Below are 20017 nucleotides of genomic sequence, written 5' to 3'. Positions count from 1 at the left end.
CTGGTTACGGGGCGCTGCGCTCCAGGAAATACTCCATCTCCTGGATGATGCCGCTCTGGGCCGCCCACAGCGCCGCCTGGGTGCGGTTGCGGACGTTGATGGTCTGCATGATGTGGCGGACATGCAGCTTGACCAGATCCTCGGTCATCAGCATCTCGCGCGCGATCTCCTTGTTGCTGCAGCCATCCATGATCAGCTTCAGGATGCGGGCGTGGCGCGGGTAGAGGCCGGGATAGCCCAGCAGTTCGGTTTCGTGCTGGGGCAGGGCGCCGTCCTCGCCGCCGCGGCGGAGCGCCGTCGGCGAGAAATATTCGAAGCACTCCTCCGGCACCACCGGCTCGCCGGCGTGGATCAGCCGCAGGGCGAGGACGAAGGCGCTCGGCGCCATGCGGTTCAGCAGATAGCCGCGCACGCCGAACCGCAGCGCCATGCGCATGTGGTGGGCGGAAAACTCGTCGGCGATCATCGCCAACTGCGCCTGCTCGCCGTACCAGCTGCGGAAGTTCCAGGCGTCCGTCTTCAGCGAGGGAAGGTCGAACAGCACGATGTCGGGCGACAGTTCGGCGCTGTCCGGTTCCAGGGTGGCGACGCCGCCCGCGGCCGGCAGGCCGACGCCGTAGACGCCGCCGCCATAGCCGTCGAAGCGGTTGGCGGAGGCCCCGTTCGACCGTCCGTTCCCGTTCCCGCTCCAGGCCGGCTTCGGCGCCAGTCCGGTTGCCAGCCGTCTTTGCGGGTCGACCACTTCGAAACAGTCGTCGAGGATGTTGAGAATGGATTCACGCAGCAATCGGCTTTGATTGTGGACAATCACACGAATGCGATTGGGCATGTCCGTCTCCCCCAAGAATGGACGTTCGGCGCGCGTCATCGCGCGGCCGTTCCGCAAGGCCCTGACCGGACACTGCGATGTGCGTTGGCGGTTTCGGGGCAGGCGGGCGGATGCCCGACGTTTGATCGGCCGCCCCCCGTTCGGGCCGTCGATCCAACCCCATGTCGTGCCGCCGCGCTGGATCGGCGCGATGACCAAAATCGGCGGACGTTGCACGCTGTACCGGATGCTGCGGCGCCGTCCGATCGAATTTAAGCGAAACTATGATCCGGCACACACGGCGTTGTCTGCTGCACTTTTGGAAAGCTTCCAGGTTCAGAGGGGGGTGAACCCGTATCGTTCAGGCAGAGTCCTTCGACAGACGGACGCCAGTAATACGGCGTCCTGCCCGGCGTTATGGGAAGAGATAACCCGGATAAGGACAGGAGGACTCTGGAGGACGACGCCGAACGGGTGGGTTTCCAAGAGAAACCATCCGAAGGGTATTCTAATTTTGATAAAGCAACAAGGCAGGAAAGACAATCTGTATTAGAAAAATCGACTTCGCAAGGCGACCGCTCCGCTCTTGCCTGGACGATAATATAGACTCTTAAACAGAACATGCCAGCGGATTCTGAAGCGGGCGGGCGAAGCGTTGTTCCGCCAAGGACAGAACGCCGCTTCGCCCGCTGCCGCCAGGGCCGCCTTTTACGCCGCCAGATCGTGGGTGATGGCGTAGACGCCGGTGTCCCAGCGGGCGATGGTGGTGTCGAAGCCCCCGGTTCCGTTCACCACGTCGAAGCTCTGGGTGGTGTGGTGCATCAGGTCCTCGACCTTGTAATGGCCGCTGGCGAGCTGCAGTTCGACGTGGGTGGCGACCGCCTTGCGGGCGGCGGTGTCGTTGAAATCCACCCGGTCGGAGGCGACGACGATCAGCCGGTCCTTCTGGTCGTAGAAGCCGTAGCCGGTGATCTGCGCGTCCGCGTCCTTGTCGGTGAAGGTCAGCGGGTGGTGGTAGTTCAGAGCCTCGTCGCCGATCAGCACCGGCGCCTTGGCCTTCAGCGCGGCGATCTCGGCGTCGCTGAACAGGTTGTGCCCGTTGTAGGTCGCCTGCGGGATGATCCAGGCGCTGGGCGCGTTGGCGGCGGTGATCGACGGCAGCGCCTCGTCGCTGACGTAGTAGCCGAAGGGCACGCCGGCGTCGTGCAGCTTGGTGATCGGCGTCAGCAGCTCGCCGAGATAGGCGTTGCCGATGTCGTTGCCGGTCGGTTCCAGCGCGTTCATCGCCTTTTCGGCGTTGACGCTGTAATAGAGCGCCGGGCCGAAGGCGCGGGTCGGCACGATGTCGCGCAGCATGTCCAGCCAGGGCTGCTTGACCTCGCCCCAGTCGTGATAGCTGCGCGACCACTGCTCCGCCGCGCGGCGCACGCCGCCATGGTCGTCGGCGATCATGGTCCAGCCGCTCTGCAGCCAGGTCTGCTCCAGCCGGCCCCAGCCCAGCTCGTCGCGCACCGTGCCGGTGACGCCGGTGTAGAGGCTGTTCACCGCGCCCCAGTAATCATCCTCCGACGACGACAGCATGTGGCCGTAATGGGCCTCCGGCGCGCGGGCGGCGTGGATGCCCAGCATCGCCTGCTCGTAGGAGGCCGGCGCCTGCTTGTGCTGCATCTCGAACCGTTCGAGCGTCTGGACGTTCAGCAGGATGTCCTTCTCGTTCATCATGTCGACGATCACGCGGGCGTCGACGCCGGCGAATTCGCGCATCGCCGCCGGGGTGAAGGACACCTGGGTGGTCAGCCACGCCGCATGGCCGGTGTTCTTGACGATGGCCTCGTCCAGCGCCTTCCAGCCGTAGGTCCAGCCCTTGACGAAATAGTCGAGCCATTCGGTCGGGTGGTTGTTCTGGATGTCGGCGGCCTGCTGCGCGACGGTGGAGCCGGCGACCTTGATGCCGGTCTTGGTGCTGAACTCGGCGATCATGCGGGAGTTGAAGTACTCCATCACGCCGGAATGCGGGTTGCCGTCGTAGAAGTCGGCCAGTTCATAGCCGCGGGTGCCGGTGAAGGCCGACAGGCGGCCCAGCTTGTCGGCCATCCAGTCGGCGTAATGGGCGGTGCCGCCGGTCCAGCCGGCCGGCGCGTCCTTGGCGTCCAGCGGCGTCAGCGGGCTGACATAGCCCCAGCCGTAGGGGTTGCTGCTGTCGGAGTTGAGGACATAGCCGTCGGCATCGACGCCGAGATACTGCGGATGCGCCTTGACCCAGGCGACCCAGGCCTTGTGACCGCCGAGATTGGCGAACTCGCCGCCGTTCTGGGACGATTCGAAGGTGTCCTCCCACAATTGCATCCCGATCACCGGCATCACGCCGTCGGCGAGATGGCCGGCGGAGACTCCGCGCACCTCCTGCATGCGGGTGGTGTTGGCGTAGTCCGACACCGATTCCCAGAACAGGTGCTGCGGCGCCAGCCCGCTGTCGGCCCCCCAGGAGATGGTGGAGACGTCCGACGCCAGCGGCGGCCGGTCGCTGCTGACCGCGGCGGTGGCGCTGTGGTCGACCTTCGGCAGGGTGGTGACGGGAGTGGTGGTGGCCGGGGGCGTCGTCGGCGGCGGCGTCGTGGTGACCGGCGTCGTCGTGGTGGTGGTGGTCAGCATGTCCTTGGTGACCGGGACGCTCAGCGTGCCGTTCCACCACAGGCCCTGCTGGCCGGCGATCACGTCCTTGCCGTCCAGCGCGCCGCGGTCGTAGGTGACCCCGGCGGCGGTCGAGGCGACGCTGTGCCCGTTGACGACGACCGAGCCGACATAAAGGCTGCGGTCCTGGCCGTTGACGACCGCGTCGTTGTCGTACTGGACCTGGACCTTGTGCGCCACGGCCGGGTCGAGGGCGACCGAGAATTTGTAGGCGGTCTGCGACGTGGCGGCGACCTTGGCCTCGCCCACCGCCTTGCCGTCGACCAGCAGCTTGAAGTGCGGCGGCACGCCGCCGGCGCTCGTGCCCCAGGCGTTGACGACGACGTCGAACGCCTTGGTCGCGGCGGCGGTGGCCGTCGTGGCGCCGGCCGTCGTGGTGGTGTCGGTGGCGGTGGTCGCGGCGTGGAACAGCGTGGACGGCAGCGGCACGTTCAGCGCGCCGCCCCAATAGAGCCCTTCCTGCCCCGCCACCACGTCCTTTCCGTCGACGATGCCCTTGTCGTAGGTCACCGACGGGTCGGTGGTGGCGATGGAGGTGCCGTTGACGGCGACGGCGCGGACGAAGAGGTTGCGGTCCTGCCCACCGGCCAACCCGTCATTGTCGTAGACGATCCGCAGCGCGTGCGCGCTGTCCGCCGCCACCTTGGCGGTGAAGCTGTAGCGGCCGACGCTGGTGCTGTTGACCGTGGCTTGCCCGATGGCGGTGCCGTCCAGCATCAGCGACAGGTGCGGCCACACGCCGCCGGCGGCCTGTCCCCAGGCGTCGACCGCAAAGGTCACATCGATCAGGTTGGAGGTGGTGCTCGCCATCAGCGCGACTCCCGTTAACGAAAGATTAGGTAATCCTTAGGATGGGTTACCCGGAAGGGGGTAATCCCCTATCCGTTCGGGAGTCTTGACATGTTGTTGATGTTCTAACGCATGACATTGTTGCGACATGACTCTGACTCATCTTTGACTCTTCCAAAAATATCGATCTTGATTCTGTGAGTCTTTTGAAAACTGAAAGACTAGCGATAACAACGGCGGTCTTAAGCCTGTTGAGCGCGGCCGGACGCTTTCGTTTGTTTGGCGTGCCGCCGCCGCCGTGGTCCACTGCGCCTTGCAAGGCAAAGGGCAGGGCAAAGCCGGGGCTGAACCGCCGGGAAACGAGGGGCCGGGATGCGCATCGCCGTCGTCACGCAGAAGATCGTCCGCCATGACGGGCAGGGGCGGGTGAACGCCGTCGTCGTCGCGGAACTGCTGCGCCGCGGGCACGAGGTGGTCGCCATCGCGTCCGAACTGGCCGACGACTTGAAGGGGCACCCCCGCCTGCGCTGGCTGCCGGTGGCGGCCGGCGGCGTGCCGACCCAACTCGCCCGCGACCAGATGTTCGCCTGGCGGGCGGGACGCGCGCTGGCGGCGGCGCGGCGCGGCGGCGGCATCGACCGGGTGGTGATCAACGGCTTCGTCTGCTGGGCGCGGTCGGACGTCAACGCGGTGCATTTCGTCCATTCCGCCTGGATGCGCTCGCCGACCCATCCGGTCCGCAAGGGCATCACGCCGCTGTCGCTCTACCGGGCGCTCTACACCCTGCTGAATGTCGGGTTCGAGCGCTGGAGCTTCCGCCGCGCCGGCCGGCTGGTCGCGGTGTCACGCACCGTGCGCGACGAGCTGGTCGCCGACGGCATCGACCCCGGCCGGCTGCGGGTCATCGACAATGGCGTGGACGTCGAGGAATTCCGGCCGGGCCCGTCCGACCCGGCCCGGTTCGGCCTGCCGCCCGGCCGTCCGGTGGCGCTGTTCGTCGGCGACGCCCGCAGCGACCGCAAGAATCTGGACGGCGTGCTGCGCGCGCTGGCGGCGGTGCCGGAGTTGTCGCTGGCGGTGGTGGGCGACGCGGAGGGCGGCCCCTTCCCGGCGCTGGCCGGTGCGCTGGGGGTGGCGGAGCGGGTGCGCTTCCTCGGCCACCGGCGCGACGTCGCGGAGCTGATGCGGGCGGCCGACCTGTTCGTCTTTCCGACGCGCTACGAGCCTTTCGGCCTCGTCCTGCTCGAAGCGGCGGCGAGCGGTCTGCCGGTGGTCACCACCCGTCTGGCCGGCGCCAGCTGGCTGCTGGAGGACGGCGCCGCCGTGGTGCTGGATGACCCAGAGGCGGTCGACACCCTGACCGCAGCCCTGCGTCGTCTGGCCGGCGACGCCGGGGAGCGCCGCCGCATGGGCGCCGCCGCCCGCCGCATTGCCGAACGCCATGACTGGGCGGTCACCGCCGGGCAGTACGCCGACCTGCTGGAATCGCAAGCCGCGCTCTCGCCGGATGGAGAGGCGTCCCGCCTCGCGGCGTCAGCGTAGGCCGGTCAGCGCAGGCCCAGGCGCAGCTCCACCGGGACGCTGTCGCTGCCCATCGGGGCGTCGGTCGCGGCGATGCCCACCGGGGCGGGGCCCGGGGTGGGGGTGGGACCGTTGCCGGCCTCCACCCGATGGGCCAGGGCGCCGCTGGGGCGGACGGCCGCGCCCATGCGGATGGCGGGGCGGGTCTTGGCGACCAGGGCGGTTCCGGCGGTGGCGATCGGGGCGACGCCGCCCGCCGGGGCGGCGGTGAGGGCGACGCCGTCGACCGCGTGGTCGGCTTCGGCGCGGCGGACGCGGTCGTAGTCGCGCTGCACCAGCTCGCCGGCGTCGACGCCGCCGGCGCCGACCTTGCGGAACTCGCCGGAGCAGTCCACCGCCTCGAACCGGTTGGCGCGGCAGGCGCCGGTCACCGCCAGCGCCGGCGCCAGGCCGTCGCGGCCCAGGCGGATCAGCCGCTCGCCGTCCTCGAACCGGTTGCCGACGGCGCTGCCGGCGACGACGGCGGCGGTCTCGATGTCGGCGGCGCGGTCGTTGGTGCCGTCGCCGAAGCTGGCGGTGCCGCCGGCGAACAGGTTGCGCTCCAGCGTGCGCACCACGATCAGGCCGGTGACCGGACGCTTCGCCAGCCGGTAGGCGGGCAGCAGCGAGCCGCTGCAGCCGATCAGGCTGTTGCCGAACATCTCCGCCATCGGCCCGTGGATCCAGCCGTTGCCGCAGGCTTCGAAGGCGCAATCCAGGAACTTGTTGTTGGACAGGAAGCTGCGCTTCGGCGTGCCGTCCTCCGCCAGCAGGCCGTAGGGCGAGAAGCCGAAATGGCAGGACAGGAAGCTGGAATGGTCGATGCCGTTCTCCGGCGCGACGGCGATGGAGGCCAACGTGTTGCCGGCCAAGTCGGTGTCGAGGAACAGATGGTCGCCGAAGCTGTCCGTCCCCGCCGACCAATAGGCGCCGATGTGGTTCTTGGTGAGCTGGCACGAGATCAGCGAGGAATGGTCGCGCCACACATCGACTCCGGTGCGGAAGCCGAACACCCCGACCCGCTCCAGCACGAAGCGGGAGGTCAGCGCCACCCCGCCCATCCCCGGCGGCGGATCGCCCGGCTTGTTGCCGGACTTTGGCCCACGCAGGCTGAGATGGGCGAGGCGGCTGCGCTGGTAACCGTCGTCGCCGCGGCCGCTTTCCTGCCCGGTGGACCGGCTGCCGGCCTTCAGCGCGAAGCGGCCCGGCCCGAGGTCGTCCGGCCAGGACAGCAGCGAGGACCGCATTCCGGCGCCAAGGATCTCCACCTCGTTGAAGGCGTCGTCCTGGCGGTCGAGGTTGGGCAGCGTCACTTCGGCGTTCAGCCGGTAATGGCCGGGGGGCACCAGCACGGTGCCGCCATGGCCCGAGCGCGACAGCTCCAGGATCGCCCCCTGCAACGCCGCCCAGTCGCATTCCTGGTCGAGCGACCGCGCGTGCGGGTGGACCCGCCGCGCCGCCTCCAGGGTCTTGTGGCGTTCGGACAGCGGGTGGCTGCGGCCGTCGCCGACGGCGCCGCGGTCGCGGATCGACAGGACGGCGCCGGAGGACCGGGGGACGGCGGCGGGCGGGGTGGGCCCGGCCGCGCGCGCCGCGGCGGGCAGCAGCAGGGTGGCGGCCAGCAGCGACCGGCGGGTCAGGGCCGGCATGCGCGCGGCATCCCGGCCAGAACGGACAGCGACCGCATCCCGCCGCGCAACGCCGCCCGGTAGATCTCCTCCAACCGGTCGAGATGGCGGTCGAGGGTGAAGGGCGCGCGCCAATAGCCCTGGAAGGCGTTCTGGCCCATGCGCGCCGCCTCCACGCCGTGGGACAGCAGGCGCAGGCAGCGCGCGAGGTCGGCGGCGTCGCCGCTGCGGAACAGCAGGCCGTTTTCGCCCGGGCGGACCGCCTCGGCCGCGGCGCAATTGTCGCTGACGATGATGGGAACGCCGTTGGCCAGCGCCTCGTAGGCGGCGAGCCCGAAGGTCTCGTACCACAGCGACGGCACCACCAGCGCCCGCGCCCGCCGGATTTCCCGCTGCACCGCGTCGGGCGGCAGCCAGCCGGCCAGCTCGGCGTCGGGATTGCGGCGGCGCACCGCCGCGATCTCGTCGCCGTTGCCGACGAAGCGGACCGGACAGTCGGCCTGCACCGCCGCCTCGGCCAGCAGGGTGGCGCCCTTCTCGCGCGACAGGCGGCCGACGAACAGGGCGTTGCTGTTGTCGGCGACCGGAGCCGGCCCCTGGCGCCGGACCTCGTCGCCGACCTCGACCGGGTTGGGGACGGGCAGGGTGATGGTGCCCGGCGGCAGGTGCGGGGCGATGACCGCGCGCTGGTGGTCGCTGAGCGTGACCAGCGCCATGCCCTCGATGAAGCCGCCGGCCATCGTCCCGGCGGCGTGGCGCGCGGCGCGCCACCATTTGTGATGCCGGGCGCGGGCGTCGCAGTCGGTCGTCAGGCAGCCCGCCGACAGGGCGCGGTGCGGGCAGTTGGTGCCTTCGGGAAAGACGAAGAGGGCGCCGTTGGGACAGAGCGGGAAATAGTCGTGCAGGGTCAGGAACACCGGCAGGCCGGACCGCCGGCAGACCGGAAAGACGCTGGGCGACAGCGCCTTGGCCCAGCCATGGATGTGGATCACCGTGTCGTTGGCCGGGCAGTTGGCCAGCAGCGCCTCCAGCGCGTGGGCCGCCTTGCGGTTCCACAGGCCGCGCAGCGCCGCCTGCACGCGGTCGGTGTTGCCCTTCAGGTCGCTCTGCCCCAGGCAATGGACGGTGATGCCCGCGACCTGCAGGGCCGGCTCGACCGGCGGGACCGCGGCGAAGAAATGGACGTGGTGGCCGCGCCGCGCCAGCCCCGTCGCCCCGGCGATGGCGACCTTGGCCAGACCGCCGCTGGCGTGGGCATGGTCGCACAGAATGACGACCGTGCTCATAAGAGAACACTGCGGTAGACGGCGGCGGTGCGGGCGGCGATCACCGGCCAGTCGAAGCGGCTGCGGACCAGCGCCCGGCAGGCGTCGGCGCCGGGCAGGCGGCGGACGCCGGTCAGCGCCTCCGCCAGCCCGATGCCGACGGCGCGGGCGTCGGTCCCGGCCAGGACGAGGTCGCCGTCCAGCCCCTCGACCACCTCCGGCAGGCCGCCGACCGGGGTGACCAGCACCGGCGTGCCGGCCGCCAGCGATTCCAGCGCGGTCAGGCCGAAGCCCTCCAGCGCCTGCGACGGCATCACGCACAGGTCGGCGGCGCGGTAGGCCAGCGGCAGCATGGCGTCGGGCACGAAGCCCAGCAGCCGGACATGCTCCTCCAGCCCCAGCGCGCCGATGCGGTCCTGCAGGGCCGCCGCCTCCGGCCCGCGGCCGGCGACGACCAGCAGCGCGTCGGGGGCGCGGCGGCGCAGCTCCACCATGGCGTCGATCAGCGCCGCCAGCCCCATCCGCTTCACCAGCCGGCGCACCGTCAGGATGACCGGCCGCCCCTGCGGCCAGCCGAGCCGGGCGCGGGCGTCGCGGCGGCTGTCGGGCAGGTCGAAGCGGTCGGCCTCGACGCCGCCGGGCACCCGGTGGATGCGCTCCGGCGCGACGCCGTAACGCTCGGTCAGGATGGTGGCGAAGGCGTCCGACAGCACGATGAAGCGGGCGGCTTGGCGGTAGACCAGCCGCTCCACCAGGAATTTCAGCCTGACCGACAGCGCGCCGGCGCCCTCCGCCGCGCTTTCCAGCGCCCAGGGGCCGTGGAAATGGACGACCAGCGGCCGGTTGCGCAGGGCGGGCAGGGCGCCCACCGTGTTCAGCGCGAAGTGCGAGGCGACCAGATCGGGCGGCCGCCGCCGCAGCGCCTCGCCCACCGCGCTGCGCGCCGCCGCCAGCCGCCGCGGCAGCGAGGCGCCGGCCGGGGCGAAGCTGTCGATCCGCGCCCCGCCGTCGAGCGTCGTCGCGGTGTTGCCCAGCACCAGCCCGGCGACGGCGAAGCCCTGCTGCGGCAGGTGGCGGGCGAGGTGGTAGAACATGTTCTCCGCCCCGCCGTGGGTTTCCGGGAACCAGCCCAGCCCAAGCTGCAGCACGCTGGCGTCGGTCATGCCGCCGGGCATCGTGCCCGGCAGGGTCAGGCCCCCGTCCATGACTCCCTCCCTTCGTCGGCCGGCACTGCCGTGGCGGCGGCCGGTGCGGCCATGGTCGCCAGCCCGTAGGATTTCGCCGCGATGCCCATGCCGAGGAAGAACCAGAACCCCACCCCGGTGACCTTCACCAGCGTGTGCTCGAACACCATGCAGCCCAGGATGGTCAGGGCCGCCGTCTCGGCGCAGCGGGCGAAGGGGTCGGGCGGGGCGCCGCCGCGGCGCAGCAGCCCGATGGTCAGCGTGATGATGCCGGCGACGTAGCCCAGCGTTCCGGGCCAGCCCAGCTCGTAGGGCACGCGCAGCAGGCCGCTGTCGAAATAGGCCATGGCGCCCAACTGGTTGTCGTCGTTGGTCAGCTTGGTCGCGGTGTCGACGGTGCCGAGCCCGGCGCCACGCACCTCGGTCAGCGCCTGGATCAGGAAGCGGCCGTAGAACTCCTGCCGCTCCTGGTAGCTGCGGTCGTTCTCCATCGAGTTCAGCGTGTCGAAGCGCGAGACGATGGCCTCGCTGACCCGCGGCACGCTGAGCAGCGGCAGCGAGCACAGCACCAGCCCGACGCCCACCGCCAGCAGCCGCAGCCGGTGGCGGCCGGGCATGGTCAGCAGCAGCCAGACGAAGACGAACAGCCCGGCCAGCCACGCCGCGCGCACCAGGCTGAGCAGCAGGGAGCCCAGCGCCAGCGCCCCGGCGATCGGCACCAGCACGCCGCGCGCCGCCGGCAGGACCGCCAGCCCGGTCACCAGCAGGAAGGCCAGCGGACCGGAGGAGTTCAGCGTGCTGAACACCCGGACCTGCATCGGCAGCGGCAGGCCCTGGTTGGTCATGCCGACGTTGATCAGCCAGCGCGCGTCCCAGGGCGGCATCACGAAATACTGGACCAGCCCATAGCCGCCGACCAGCGTCAGCCCCAGCACGAAGGCGCGCAGCACCGCGTCGCGGATCTCCGGGTAGATCGGCCAGTGCAGCGCGACGTAGAGCCCCAGCGTCACCGGCACCAGCCAGTTCAGCAGCGCGAAGGTGGCGGCGGCCATCCCGGCCTGCGAGATGCCGTTGGCGTAGGCGTAGGCCAGCCCGATCATCACCGGGACGAAGCCGAAATAGGCGCGGTAGCGCAGCATCGGCAGGTATTGCGCGACGACCACCCAGGTCATGGCGCCGACGGCGAAGGGCGTCACCATCACCGGGCTGATGACGCTCCAGCCCGACTGGTAGTCGACCAGCCGGCGCACCTCCGGCGTCAGGAACCACAGCCACCAGGTGAAGGCGGCGAAGCGGGCCGGGTCGCGCGTCACCAGCAGCGCGCCGGTCGCCAGCGCGCCGACGGGAAAGATGATCTCCAGCAGCCCGGCCTTGCCGATCAGCACCGGCATCGCCACCAGGAGCCAGAAGACCACCGGCGCCAGCCGGGCCAGCGACGGCAGGCCGCCGGCGTGATGACCGGCGTGATCGCCAGCGTGATGACCGGCGTGGGGCAGGTCGGTGGAGGCGGAGGCGAGGCTCATGCCGGAAACTCCCGCCACGCCCGCATGCCGGCCAGCCGGCCGCGGAGCGTGGCGCGCAGCTTCGCCCCGGCGTGCCGGTCGCCGCGCAGAGCCAGCCGCCCCCACTGGGCCAGCCCCGGGAACTCGCAGGTGCCGACCAGCAACGCCCAGGCGGCGAAGACGACGCGGTTCAGCGGGCCGAAATGGCCCATCAGCGCCAGCGTGTCGTTGAAGGTGGCGTTCTCCTGCGCCAGCGGGTGGAACTGGTCGGCGCCGCGCTGGTCGATGTCGTGGCGCACGGCGGGGAAATGGTCGACCGCCACCAGCGGGTCGTAGACCAGCCGCCAGCCCTGCCGGCGCAGCCGCAGCGAGAAGTCGACCTCGTTGCGGACCTGGGCGCCGCTGCCGCGCAGCCGGGTGTTCAGCCGCTGGTCGCCGATGGCGCTGCGGCGGAAGCTCCAGTTGGCGCCCTTCAGCACGTCGACGTCCTGCGGCGGGCCGACGCCGAGATGATGGTTGCCGATGACCCGGCCGAACCATTGCAGGCGGCCGACGACGCGGGCGGCGCCGTCCTCCGGCACGCCGTCGTGATAGACGTGGTCACGGCCGCCGACGCCGCCGATCCGCGGGTCGGTCTGGTACCACGCCTCGATCCGCTCGACCCAGTCCGGGTGCGGCACCGCGTCGTCGTCGGTGATGGCGACGACGTCGCCCCGGGCGTGGTCGATGCCGCGGTTGATGGCGGCGACCTGACCGGGCACGTCGATGCCGACGATCTGCAACGCAAGCCGTCCGGTGAAGCGGCGGGCGACGTCGGCGGAGCCGGGGTCGATGTCGCGCACGGTGACGATCACCTGGGCCGGCGCCTGCGTCTGCCGGGCCAGCCCGTCCAGGCAATCGGCCAGCCGGTCGGGCCGCCGGTAGGTCGGCACGATCACCGTCACGCGCAAGGGAAGGGGGGTGGGGGAGGTCATGCCGGGGCCAGCTCCCGCCCGCGGGCGTCCTTGCGGGTCGTCATCGGCGCCAGCGCGTCGGCGGCCTCGCGGCCGGCCAGCCAGCGGTCGACGGTGTCGCGCAGCCGCTCCTTGAACAGCTCCTGGTCGAAGCGGGCGGCGTGGGCGCGGATCGCGGCCGGGTCGAAGCGGTGCTCCTGCGCCTCGAACCGCTCGACCGCGTCGATCAGCGCCTCGGGCGTCTGCTGGTCGAAGAACAGGCCGGTGACGCCGTCCCGCACCGTCTCGGTGGCGCCGCCGCGGCGCAGGGCCAGCACCGGCCGGCCGGCGGCCATCGCCTCCACCGGGACGATGCCGAAATCCTCGTTGGCGGTGAAGATCAGGGCGCGGCAGGCGGCGTAATGCCGGTCCAGCTCCTCGGCGGAGCAGTGGCCGAGCAGTTCCACCGTCGGGCCGGCCATCTGCTTCAGCCGGCGGTACTCCTCGCCCTCGCCGACGACCAGCAGCTTGCGGCCCATGCGGTTGAACGCCTCGATGGCGATGTCGGCCCGCTTGTAGGCGACGAGCTGGCTGAGAAACAGGTAATGGTCGCCCCGGGTCTCGCCATCCAACGCCGTCGTGGCGGCGAAGCGGCCGGTCTCCACCGGCGGGTGGATGACGGTGGCGTCGCGGCGGTAGACCCGCCAGATGCGCTGGGCCACCGTCGCCGAATTGGCGATGAAGCGGTCGACGCGCGCGGCGGTCGCCAGATCCCACTGCCGCAGCCGGTGGATGGCGTAGGGCATCAACGGCCGCACCAGCGGCCCGGCCGACGCCAGATAGTCATGGTAGCCGCTCCACACATAGCGCATCGGCGTGTGGCAATAGCAGACGTGCAGCGCGTCGGGGCGGGTCAGCACCCCCTTGGCCGGGCCGGATTCGCTGCTGATGACGAGGTCGTAGGCGCTGAGGTCGAGCTGTTCCAGCGCCAGCGGCATCAGTGGCAGGTACTTCTGGTACATGCGGTGGGCCATCGGCAGCCGGTCGATGAAGGTCGTGGTGACCCGGTGCCGGCGGATGATCGGCGAGATGCGTTCCGGCCGGTAGACGTGGGTGAAGATGTCGGCCTCCGGATACATCTCGCACAGGGCCTCAATCACCTTCTCGCCCCCGCGCATCCCGACGAGCCAATAGTGGACGATCGCGACTTTCATGGTGGGTTCTCCCATAAGGGACAGGCGTCGCAACAGGGGCGCGGCTAGGCGATGCGCCGCAGGCGGTAGGAGCGGCCGCTGGGCGGGCGGGCGCCGTATTCGAAGCTGGCGTGGTCGCGGGCGTTGACCATCGACAGCACCGCCCCGCTGATCCGCCCGCCGACCTGCCGCACCTGCTTGATGCCGGCGCCGGCGAGGCTGGAGGCGGTGCGCGCCCAGCGCACGACGTAGAGGACGCGGTCGGCCAGCGGCGCCAGGATCAGCGCGTCGGACACCGACAGGACCGGCGGCGTGTCGAGGATCACCACGTCGTAGCGTTCCGACAGCTCGACCAGCAGCGACAGCATGGCCTGGGAGCCCAGCATGGTCTGCGGCCGGTCGGTCGGCCGCCCGGCGGCGATCACCGCCACCCGGCGGCGGTCGTCGAGCGTCAGCACCTGGTCCAGCGTGGCGTCGCCGTCCAGCAGGTCGCTCAGCCCCTTCGGCGGGCGCTCGTCGCCCAGCAGGCGGTGGACGGTCGGGCGCCGGGTGTCGCAATCGACCACCACCACCCGGCGGCCGGCGTCGGCCAGGAAAGCGGCCAGCGCGACCACCAGCGTCGTCTTGCCTTCCCCGGCGACCGAGGAGGTCAGCATGATGACCTCGCCGTTCTTGGCGGTCACCGGCTCGGTGGTGCGGACCAGGTGCAGCCGGGCGCAGAGCCGCCAGACCGCTTCGGCGAAGTCGCTGCCGCGGTCGCTGCCGGCCGCCGATCCGGAATCGCCCGGACGGCCGCGGCGGCCGAGCAGCGGCACGATGCCGACCGCCGGCAGGCCGAGCAGCGCCTCCACCTGATGGGAGCTGTAGACGCCGCGCTGGCCCATCGTCCGCACCAGCGCCACGCCGGTCGCCAGCGCGCCGCAGACAACGGCGGCCAGCCCGGCCAGCACCGTCTTGCCGGGACCGACCGGCCCGGCCGGCGCCGCGGCGGTGGACACCACGCGCACGTCGGGGGTCATCTCCAGCGCCTGGAGCACCTGGGTTTCCTTCAGGCGGGTGACGGCGCGGCGGTAGTTGTCGTCCGACGCGTCGGCCTGCCGCTGCAGCTCGCGCAGCTGGACCTCGGCCTGGAGCGAGTCGTAGGACTCGGTCCGCAGCGCCTCCAGCCGCTTGCCCAGGTCCTGGATCTTGGCGAACTGCTGCTCCACCTCGCCGCGCAGGCTGCGCACCATGCGGTCGATCTCGGTCGCCAGCGTGGCGTTCAGGTCGCGCAGCTCGGCCTTCGGGCGGTTCAGCGCCGGGTGGAGATCGCCGTACTGGGAGCGCAGTTCGGCGATCTGGGCGCTCAGCCCGGCCTGCCGCTGGCGCAGCGCGGTGATCAGCGGGTCGCCGCCGATGTCGGCCCCGGCCAGCGATTCCGGGTTGCCCGGCTTCACCGACATCAACTGGCGCAGCCGGGCCTGGGCGTTGACGTGGGCGGTGCGCGCCTCGGTCAACTGGGTGTTCAGCGCCGACATCGCCTCGTTCAGCAGCGGGGCGTCGCGGCCCTTCATCAGGCCGGTTTCCGACCGCATCGCGTCCACCGTCGCCTTGCCGGTGGTGGTCATGTCCTGGCGCAGCTCCTCCAGCCGGCTTTGCAGCCAGTTGCTGGCCTCCAGCGTGGCATTGCGCTTGGCCTCGATCTGGGTGGCGATGTAGGCCTGGACGGTCGCGTTGGCGGCGCGGGCGGCGAGCTGGGGATCCTTGGCCTCGACGCCGACGCGGATGGCGCGCGACTGAACGCCGGGGCTGATGCGCAGGTTCTTCTGGAAGGCGTCGATCAGCCGGGCGGTTTCCACCTCTTCCGGGTTGCCGGTGACGGCGGGCCGGCGGGCGGGCGGCGTCAGCAGGCCCGACAGCGGCTCCGGCAGGGCGGAAGCGACCTCGGTCAGCCAAGCCCGGCCATCCTCCAGCCAGGGGGTCAGCCAGGTCGGCTTGGTGGTGGTCGCCGCGTATTCCGGCTCGCGGCCCAGCGACAGCGTCTCGACCACGCGGCGGGCGAGATCGCGCGAGCGCAGGATCTCGACCTCGGTGTTGACGGTGTCGAGCAGGATCCCCATCGGCTCGGACACCGACGGGATGTTGATGACGCGGTTGGGGTGGGGGTCGATGACCACGACCGCGCTGGCGCTGTAGATCGGGGTCATGGCGTTGATCAGCAGCACCGCCGGAAGCCACAGCACCGCCGTGACGGCCAGGATCAGCAGCTTCTGGCGCCACAGCGTCTGGATCAGCCGTTTCACGTCGACCTTGTCGGCGCCCGATCCGACCGGCGGTGCCACCATACCGGACACGCTGGGTGGCAAGCGGTGTTCCGGTGCTTCCATGGGCTGACTCCTCTTTCACAAGCGTGTGTTTCGGCGTGACGGCACCGTCCCGGTTTTCCAAGGACCCGATGTCCAGGGGCCCGGCCTTCCGGGGGTGCTCAGCCGACCTCGGCCGGGTCGCGGGTGCGTTTGTGTGCCGGCGGCGTGGTGGGGGGTGGAGCGGTGGACGGCGCTTCGGTCGTGCCTGGGGCGGCCGTGCCCGCGTCGGTGACCCTGGTCGCTGTCTCCGCCAGGATGCGGGCGTAGCGGGCGACGGTGTTGGGGGTGACGTTGACCAGCCGGCCCGACCCGCCGCCGCCGGCGACGAGCTGCGCCACCTGGAACAGCGCCCGGCCCTTCTCCAGGACCTCGCCCGGCAGCATCCACAGGATGGAATCGATGTTGGACGCCAGCCAGCCCGGCCGGCCCGGCCGCAGCAGGCGCCGCTCGGCGGCGCGCACCTGCCCGGTGTTGCGCACCGTGTAGAAGGGCGACCAGCCGTCCCAGTCGCCGGCGGTGAAGGGCAGCGCCACGAAATCGCCATCGACCAGCGCCGGCCCGGCCTGCCCGAAGGCGGCCTTGGTCCACATGTACTCGAAGCCGGCGGACCGCACCGCGGCGGCGACGGCGGGGCTGACCGGGCCGGGCCGGGCGCTGTCGTAGGGGCGCCACGCCTCGTAGAAGCGGTCGAGCCGGTAGCGCCGCAGCGCATTGCCGATCAGGCGCCGGGCGTCGGTCGCCGGCGATGACGGCGCGGGGGCGGGGGTGGGGCCGGCGGCCCCGGCATCGGCGGCCGGCGTCTCCGACGGGCGCGGGCGGGGTGTGATGCGCAGGACCGGACGGCCCTCGTCCCAACGCAGGCGCGGGGTGGTGGCGGGAACCAGCGGGGCGTCGACCAGCGGCCACCAGCCGCGCGGCATCAGGCCGGGCGGCAGGATGCCCGCCACCTCCGCCCGCGCGTCGGTCAGCAGGCGGGCCAATTCGTCGGGGGGCATCTCGCCCTCGGCGCAGACGCCGCGGCCGGTGCTGCCCAGCATCAGCTCGACCCGGCCCAGCACGCCGCCGCGGTCCTCCGGCACCGCCAGCAGGGCGAGGTCGGCCGGGCTGGCCTGGGTCAGGCTGTCGACGGTGACGACCAGCCCGCAGCGCAGGCCGGTCGCCGCCACCAGATCGAGGATGCGCGGGATGCAGTGCAGCTCGCGGATCATGCCCGACCACAGCACCAGCGTGCTCAGCACCCGGCCCTCGCCGGCCCAGCGGCGCAAGGTGGCGTCATCGGGCTCGAAGTCGGCGACCGGGCGCGGCGGCTCGGGCAGGCGCAGCGGCACCGCGACGGCGCTGGCGAAGGGCGGGTCGGGGTCGACGATCTGCAAGCCGCGGCCGAGCCGGCCCAGCGCGAAGAAGTCGTGGTCGTCGAACTGCCGGCCATAGACCGGGTCGGCGCCGGCGCGGATGATGTCGGCCGCCCGCTCGATCACGTCGGTCTGCGGCCGGCCATAGAGCGGCAGCAGCCGCTTGGCCGCCGCCAGCGGCAGTTGCGCCGCGATCAGGTCGGGGTCGCCCAGCAGCGTGCCGCGGCCCCAGCCGGCGAAGCGGTGGGCCAGACCGGCGCTGAAGCTGGCGTAGCTCTCCCCCGCCACCCTGCCTTCGGCGGCGTCGAGCCCGCCGGGGAAGCGGCCGGCCCGTACCGGGTCGACGCAGGCGCCGACGAAGCGCCGGGCGCCCAGCGCCTCCAGCCGGGCGCGCAGCCCGGCGTCGGCGCTGGCGTCGACGCCCAGGCAGGGCTCCGCCAGCAGGCGCGGGTAGAGGAAGGGGGCGGCGACGATGCCGAGCGGGGTCTGCGGCGCGGCGTCCAGCACCACCACCTCCTCCGGGATCGGCTGGCCCAGCAGGCGGAAGGCGGCCTCGTAGAGCGCGGCCGGGTCGGTGCTGCGCAACGCCGCCTCGCCCCCGGCTTCCACCACCGACCACAGCGGCGAGCCGGGGTCGCCGAGCGCGACGACGCGGTAATGGGTGGTCAGCCACAGCGCGTGGTCGAGGTGGCGGCCGCCGGCGACCAGGCTGCCGGTGCCGGTGGCCTCGGTCCGGCCGCCATCCTCCCAGCCGCCGAAATGCCGGCCGCTGCGCCGCCCGTCGTAATAGAGGTCGAAGGCCCAGCCGGCGCGGGCGGCGGCGGCGGCGAGAGCCGGGGCGACCGCGACCCGGTGCGGGTCGCCGCCATGGGCGAGGTAGAGCAGGAGGGCGGGCTTCACGGCGTCGTTCCCTTCGGGCCGTTGCCGCCGCGCTGGCACCACCACAAATGCCATTTGGCCACGCCCGGCGGGCCGAAATGGTCGGTCTTCTGCAGGGTCAGCCCGGTGGCGGCCAGCGCCTTGCGCATCTCCTGCGCCCAGTGATGGCGGACGATGGTCTTCCATTCCGGCAGGACGCCGTGGCAGCGCATGGTCGCCAGCAGCCGGTCGGGCCGCCAGCGGTAATAGCTGGGATAGGCGACCACCCACAGCGGGTTGGCGTTGGTGGTGTCGCAGGCGATCCGCCCGCCCGGCCTGGTCACCCGCCGCAGCTCGCGGATGCCGGCCTCCAGGTCGGGCAGGTGGCACAGCAGGTCCATCGCGATGACGAGGTCGAAGCTGTCGTCGGGGAAGGGCAGCTTGCGGGCGTCGGCCTGCTGCACGGTCAGGGCCGGGAAGCGCTCCTTCGCTTCGCACAGCATCTGTTCGGAGATGTCGACCAGCGTCACGTCGTGCCGTTCGGCGAAGGGCCCGGTGATGCGGCCATAGCCGCCGCCGACATCGAGGATGCGCAGGCGCGGCGACCGCTCCAGCTCGGCCGCCACCGCGCGCCGCTTCTCGTCATAGATGCGGTAGAAGGGCGTGGTCGGGTGGTCGGGGCGGAAATGGCGGCGGTAGCCGTTGTTGTAGATGGTGGAGGTGGCGGCCCGGCCGCGCTCCGCCCTGGCGTGCTCCAGCAGGGCCACGACGCCGGCGGTGACGGTGTCGACGTCGAAGTCGGCGGCCCGCCGGCGGGCGGCGTCGGCGGCGGCGGCCAGCCCGTCGCGGTCGGCCAGGCGGGCGATCAGGGTGTCGCGCAGCGGCACCGCCTCGCCCGGCGGGACCAGCCAGCCGGAGCGGCCCTCCTCGACGATCTCCGGCAGGCCGCCGCAGTCGCTGGCGACCACCGGCACGCCCAGCGCCATCGCCTCCACCACGACGAAGCCGAAGCTCTCCCACAGCGACGGCACCACGGCCAGCTCCGCCCGCGCCACCACCGCCAGCGCGTCGTTGCGCGGCAGCGCGCCCAGCAGATGGACGCGGTCGGCCACCGGCGCCACGTCGCGGCGGAACTGGGCGATCGCCCCGGCGCTCGCCGGATCCTCGCCGCCGACTATGACCAGATGCAGGCCCGGGTTGGCCGCCAGCACGTCGGGGATGGCGCGGCCCAGCGGCCCGATGCCCTTGCGCCCCTCCAGCCGGCCGAAGAAGACGATGTAGCGCTCGGGCAGCGGCACCGGCGGATCGCCGGCTCCGGCGGCCCGCACCGCGGCGAGGTCGATGCTGTTGGGGATCACCTGGATCAGCTCCGGCGCGATCCGCCAGTACTGGGCGACCCGCAGGGCGATGGCGCGGGTGGAGGCGTAGATGGCGGCGCTGCGCCGGGTCTGGTCACGCTCCAGCGCGTTCAGCAGATGGGTGTGCGGGACCCAGGGCTGGTTGTTGGTGTCCATCACCAGGGCGGTCGGCGTCGCCAGCCGCGTCACCACCGGCAGGTTGCTGAAGCGGGTCAGCCACCAGGCGTCGGCGTCGAACTCCGCCGCGTGGACGACGTCGGGCCGGAAGGCGCGCACGGCGTCGGCGAGGCGGCGGTTGACGCGGAAGCGGTCGACGACCGGGTGGACCCGCCCGCCGAGGTCGACGCGCTGCACCGTCACCCCATCCTCGACGGCAATCCCTGGGGCGATCCCAGGCGCGATCCCGCCGCCCTTCCACGGCGTCACCACCTGCACCTCGTGGCCGGCGCGCACCAGGGCGCGCGCCATGGTGTGGGTGTGGGTGGCGATACCGCCGAGCTTTTCGCCGGGTGGGTATTCGGGCGTCAAGAGCGACAGGCGCATCGTGGTTTC

At 71.8% G+C, this 20017-nt stretch carries 13 protein-coding genes; 2 read left to right on the top strand and 11 right to left on the bottom strand.

The features are described from left to right. Window positions 1-4: 4 nt before the first annotated feature. Window positions 5-829: a response regulator transcription factor gene (locus tag TSO352_RS21050; RefSeq protein WP_109110777.1), complete on the bottom strand. Its 825-nt coding sequence runs from the start codon at window positions 827-829 to the stop codon at window positions 5-7. On the opposite strand from TSO352_RS21050, the gene TSO352_RS32980 reads away from it, so the two are divergent. After that, window positions 828-1361 (top strand): hypothetical protein, encoded by a 534-nt coding sequence (locus TSO352_RS32980; protein WP_146210776.1) that lies wholly within the window; start codon window positions 828-830, stop codon window positions 1359-1361. The genes TSO352_RS21050 and TSO352_RS32980 overlap by 2 nt on opposite strands. A gap of 155 nt (window positions 1362-1516) precedes the next feature. Here the strand turns inward: TSO352_RS32980 and TSO352_RS21045 are convergent, their stop codons facing one another. Beyond that, window positions 1517-4309: a carbohydrate-binding domain-containing protein gene (locus TSO352_RS21045; protein WP_109109192.1), complete on the bottom strand. Its 2793-nt coding sequence runs from the start codon at window positions 4307-4309 to the stop codon at window positions 1517-1519. Window positions 4310-4660: 351 nt separating this feature from the next. Between TSO352_RS21045 and TSO352_RS21040 the strand changes: the two genes are divergently transcribed. Further along, complete coding sequence (locus TSO352_RS21040; protein ID WP_109109191.1) at window positions 4661-5830, top strand: glycosyltransferase family 4 protein; 1170 nt, start codon at window positions 4661-4663, stop codon at window positions 5828-5830. Between the two features lie 5 nt (window positions 5831-5835). Here TSO352_RS21040 and TSO352_RS34285 read toward each other — a convergent pair whose 3' ends face one another. From TSO352_RS34285 to TSO352_RS20995, 9 genes are all read right to left on the bottom strand, one after another. Beyond that, window positions 5836-7497 carry a DUF2190 family protein gene (locus TSO352_RS34285; RefSeq protein WP_109109190.1) on the bottom strand — a complete coding sequence of 554 codons (1662 nt, stop codon included), beginning with the start codon at window positions 7495-7497 and terminating at the stop codon, window positions 5836-5838. Next, window positions 7485-8762: a glycosyltransferase family 4 protein gene (locus TSO352_RS21030; protein WP_109109189.1), complete on the bottom strand. Its 1278-nt coding sequence runs from the start codon at window positions 8760-8762 to the stop codon at window positions 7485-7487. The genes TSO352_RS34285 and TSO352_RS21030 overlap by 13 nt, the downstream gene beginning before the upstream one ends. Further along, window positions 8759-9946 (bottom strand): glycosyltransferase family 4 protein, encoded by a 1188-nt coding sequence (locus TSO352_RS21025; protein ID WP_247872287.1) that lies wholly within the window; start codon window positions 9944-9946, stop codon window positions 8759-8761. Before TSO352_RS21025 ends, TSO352_RS21030 begins: the two co-directional genes overlap by 4 nt. After that, complete coding sequence (locus tag TSO352_RS21020) at window positions 9931-11448, bottom strand: O-antigen ligase family protein (protein WP_247872286.1); 1518 nt, start codon at window positions 11446-11448, stop codon at window positions 9931-9933. The genes TSO352_RS21025 and TSO352_RS21020 overlap by 16 nt, the downstream gene beginning before the upstream one ends. Beyond that, window positions 11445-12401, bottom strand: a complete 957-nt coding sequence (locus TSO352_RS21015) for a glycosyltransferase family 2 protein (protein WP_109109188.1) — start codon at window positions 12399-12401, stop codon at window positions 11445-11447. Before TSO352_RS21015 ends, TSO352_RS21020 begins: the two co-directional genes overlap by 4 nt. Continuing rightward, complete coding sequence (locus TSO352_RS21010; RefSeq protein WP_109109187.1) at window positions 12398-13573, bottom strand: glycosyltransferase; 1176 nt, start codon at window positions 13571-13573, stop codon at window positions 12398-12400. Before TSO352_RS21010 ends, TSO352_RS21015 begins: the two co-directional genes overlap by 4 nt. 44 nt (window positions 13574-13617) lie before the next feature. Further along, complete coding sequence (locus TSO352_RS21005; RefSeq protein WP_109109186.1) at window positions 13618-15918, bottom strand: polysaccharide biosynthesis tyrosine autokinase; 2301 nt, start codon at window positions 15916-15918, stop codon at window positions 13618-13620. Between the two features lie 98 nt (window positions 15919-16016). After that, a complete protein-coding gene (locus TSO352_RS21000) occupies window positions 16017-18149 on the bottom strand; it encodes a hypothetical protein (protein WP_199231685.1) in 2133 nt (710 codons plus the stop codon). Beyond that, window positions 18146-20008 carry a glycosyltransferase gene (locus TSO352_RS20995; RefSeq protein ID WP_109109185.1) on the bottom strand — a complete coding sequence of 621 codons (1863 nt, stop codon included), beginning with the start codon at window positions 20006-20008 and terminating at the stop codon, window positions 18146-18148. Before TSO352_RS20995 ends, TSO352_RS21000 begins: the two co-directional genes overlap by 4 nt. Between the last annotated feature and the right edge of the window lie 9 nt (window positions 20009-20017).

Source organism: Azospirillum sp. TSO35-2, from assembly GCF_003116095.1.
Classification (GTDB): Bacteria; Pseudomonadota; Alphaproteobacteria; order Azospirillales; family Azospirillaceae; genus Azospirillum.
Note: the sequence above shows the minus strand (reverse complement) of the source record. Positions and strands in the feature narration are given on the sequence as shown.

Excerpts from the sequence above, each read along its gene's own strand:
- TSO352_RS32980 (WP_146210776.1), top strand. The coding sequence starts at position 828 with ATGTCCGTCTCCCCCAAGAATGGACGTTCGGCGCGCGTCATCGCGCGG.
- TSO352_RS21050 (WP_109110777.1), bottom strand. The coding sequence starts at position 829 with ATGCCCAATCGCATTCGTGTGATTGTCCACAATCAAAGCCGATTGCTG.
- TSO352_RS21045 (WP_109109192.1), bottom strand. The coding sequence starts at position 4,309 with ATGGCGAGCACCACCTCCAACCTGATCGATGTGACCTTTGCGGTCGAC.
- TSO352_RS21040 (WP_109109191.1), top strand. The coding sequence starts at position 4,661 with ATGCGCATCGCCGTCGTCACGCAGAAGATCGTCCGCCATGACGGGCAG.
- TSO352_RS34285 (WP_109109190.1), bottom strand. The coding sequence starts at position 7,497 with ATGCCGGCCCTGACCCGCCGGTCGCTGCTGGCCGCCACCCTGCTGCTG.
- TSO352_RS21030 (WP_109109189.1), bottom strand. The coding sequence starts at position 8,762 with ATGAGCACGGTCGTCATTCTGTGCGACCATGCCCACGCCAGCGGCGGT.
- TSO352_RS21025 (WP_247872287.1), bottom strand. The coding sequence starts at position 9,946 with ATGGACGGGGGCCTGACCCTGCCGGGCACGATGCCCGGCGGCATGACC.
- TSO352_RS21020 (WP_247872286.1), bottom strand. The coding sequence starts at position 11,448 with ATGAGCCTCGCCTCCGCCTCCACCGACCTGCCCCACGCCGGTCATCAC.
- TSO352_RS21015 (WP_109109188.1), bottom strand. The coding sequence starts at position 12,401 with ATGACCTCCCCCACCCCCCTTCCCTTGCGCGTGACGGTGATCGTGCCG.
- TSO352_RS21010 (WP_109109187.1), bottom strand. The coding sequence starts at position 13,573 with ATGAAAGTCGCGATCGTCCACTATTGGCTCGTCGGGATGCGCGGGGGC.
- TSO352_RS21005 (WP_109109186.1), bottom strand. The coding sequence starts at position 15,918 with ATGGAAGCACCGGAACACCGCTTGCCACCCAGCGTGTCCGGTATGGTG.
- TSO352_RS20995 (WP_109109185.1), bottom strand. The coding sequence starts at position 20,008 with ATGCGCCTGTCGCTCTTGACGCCCGAATACCCACCCGGCGAAAAGCTC.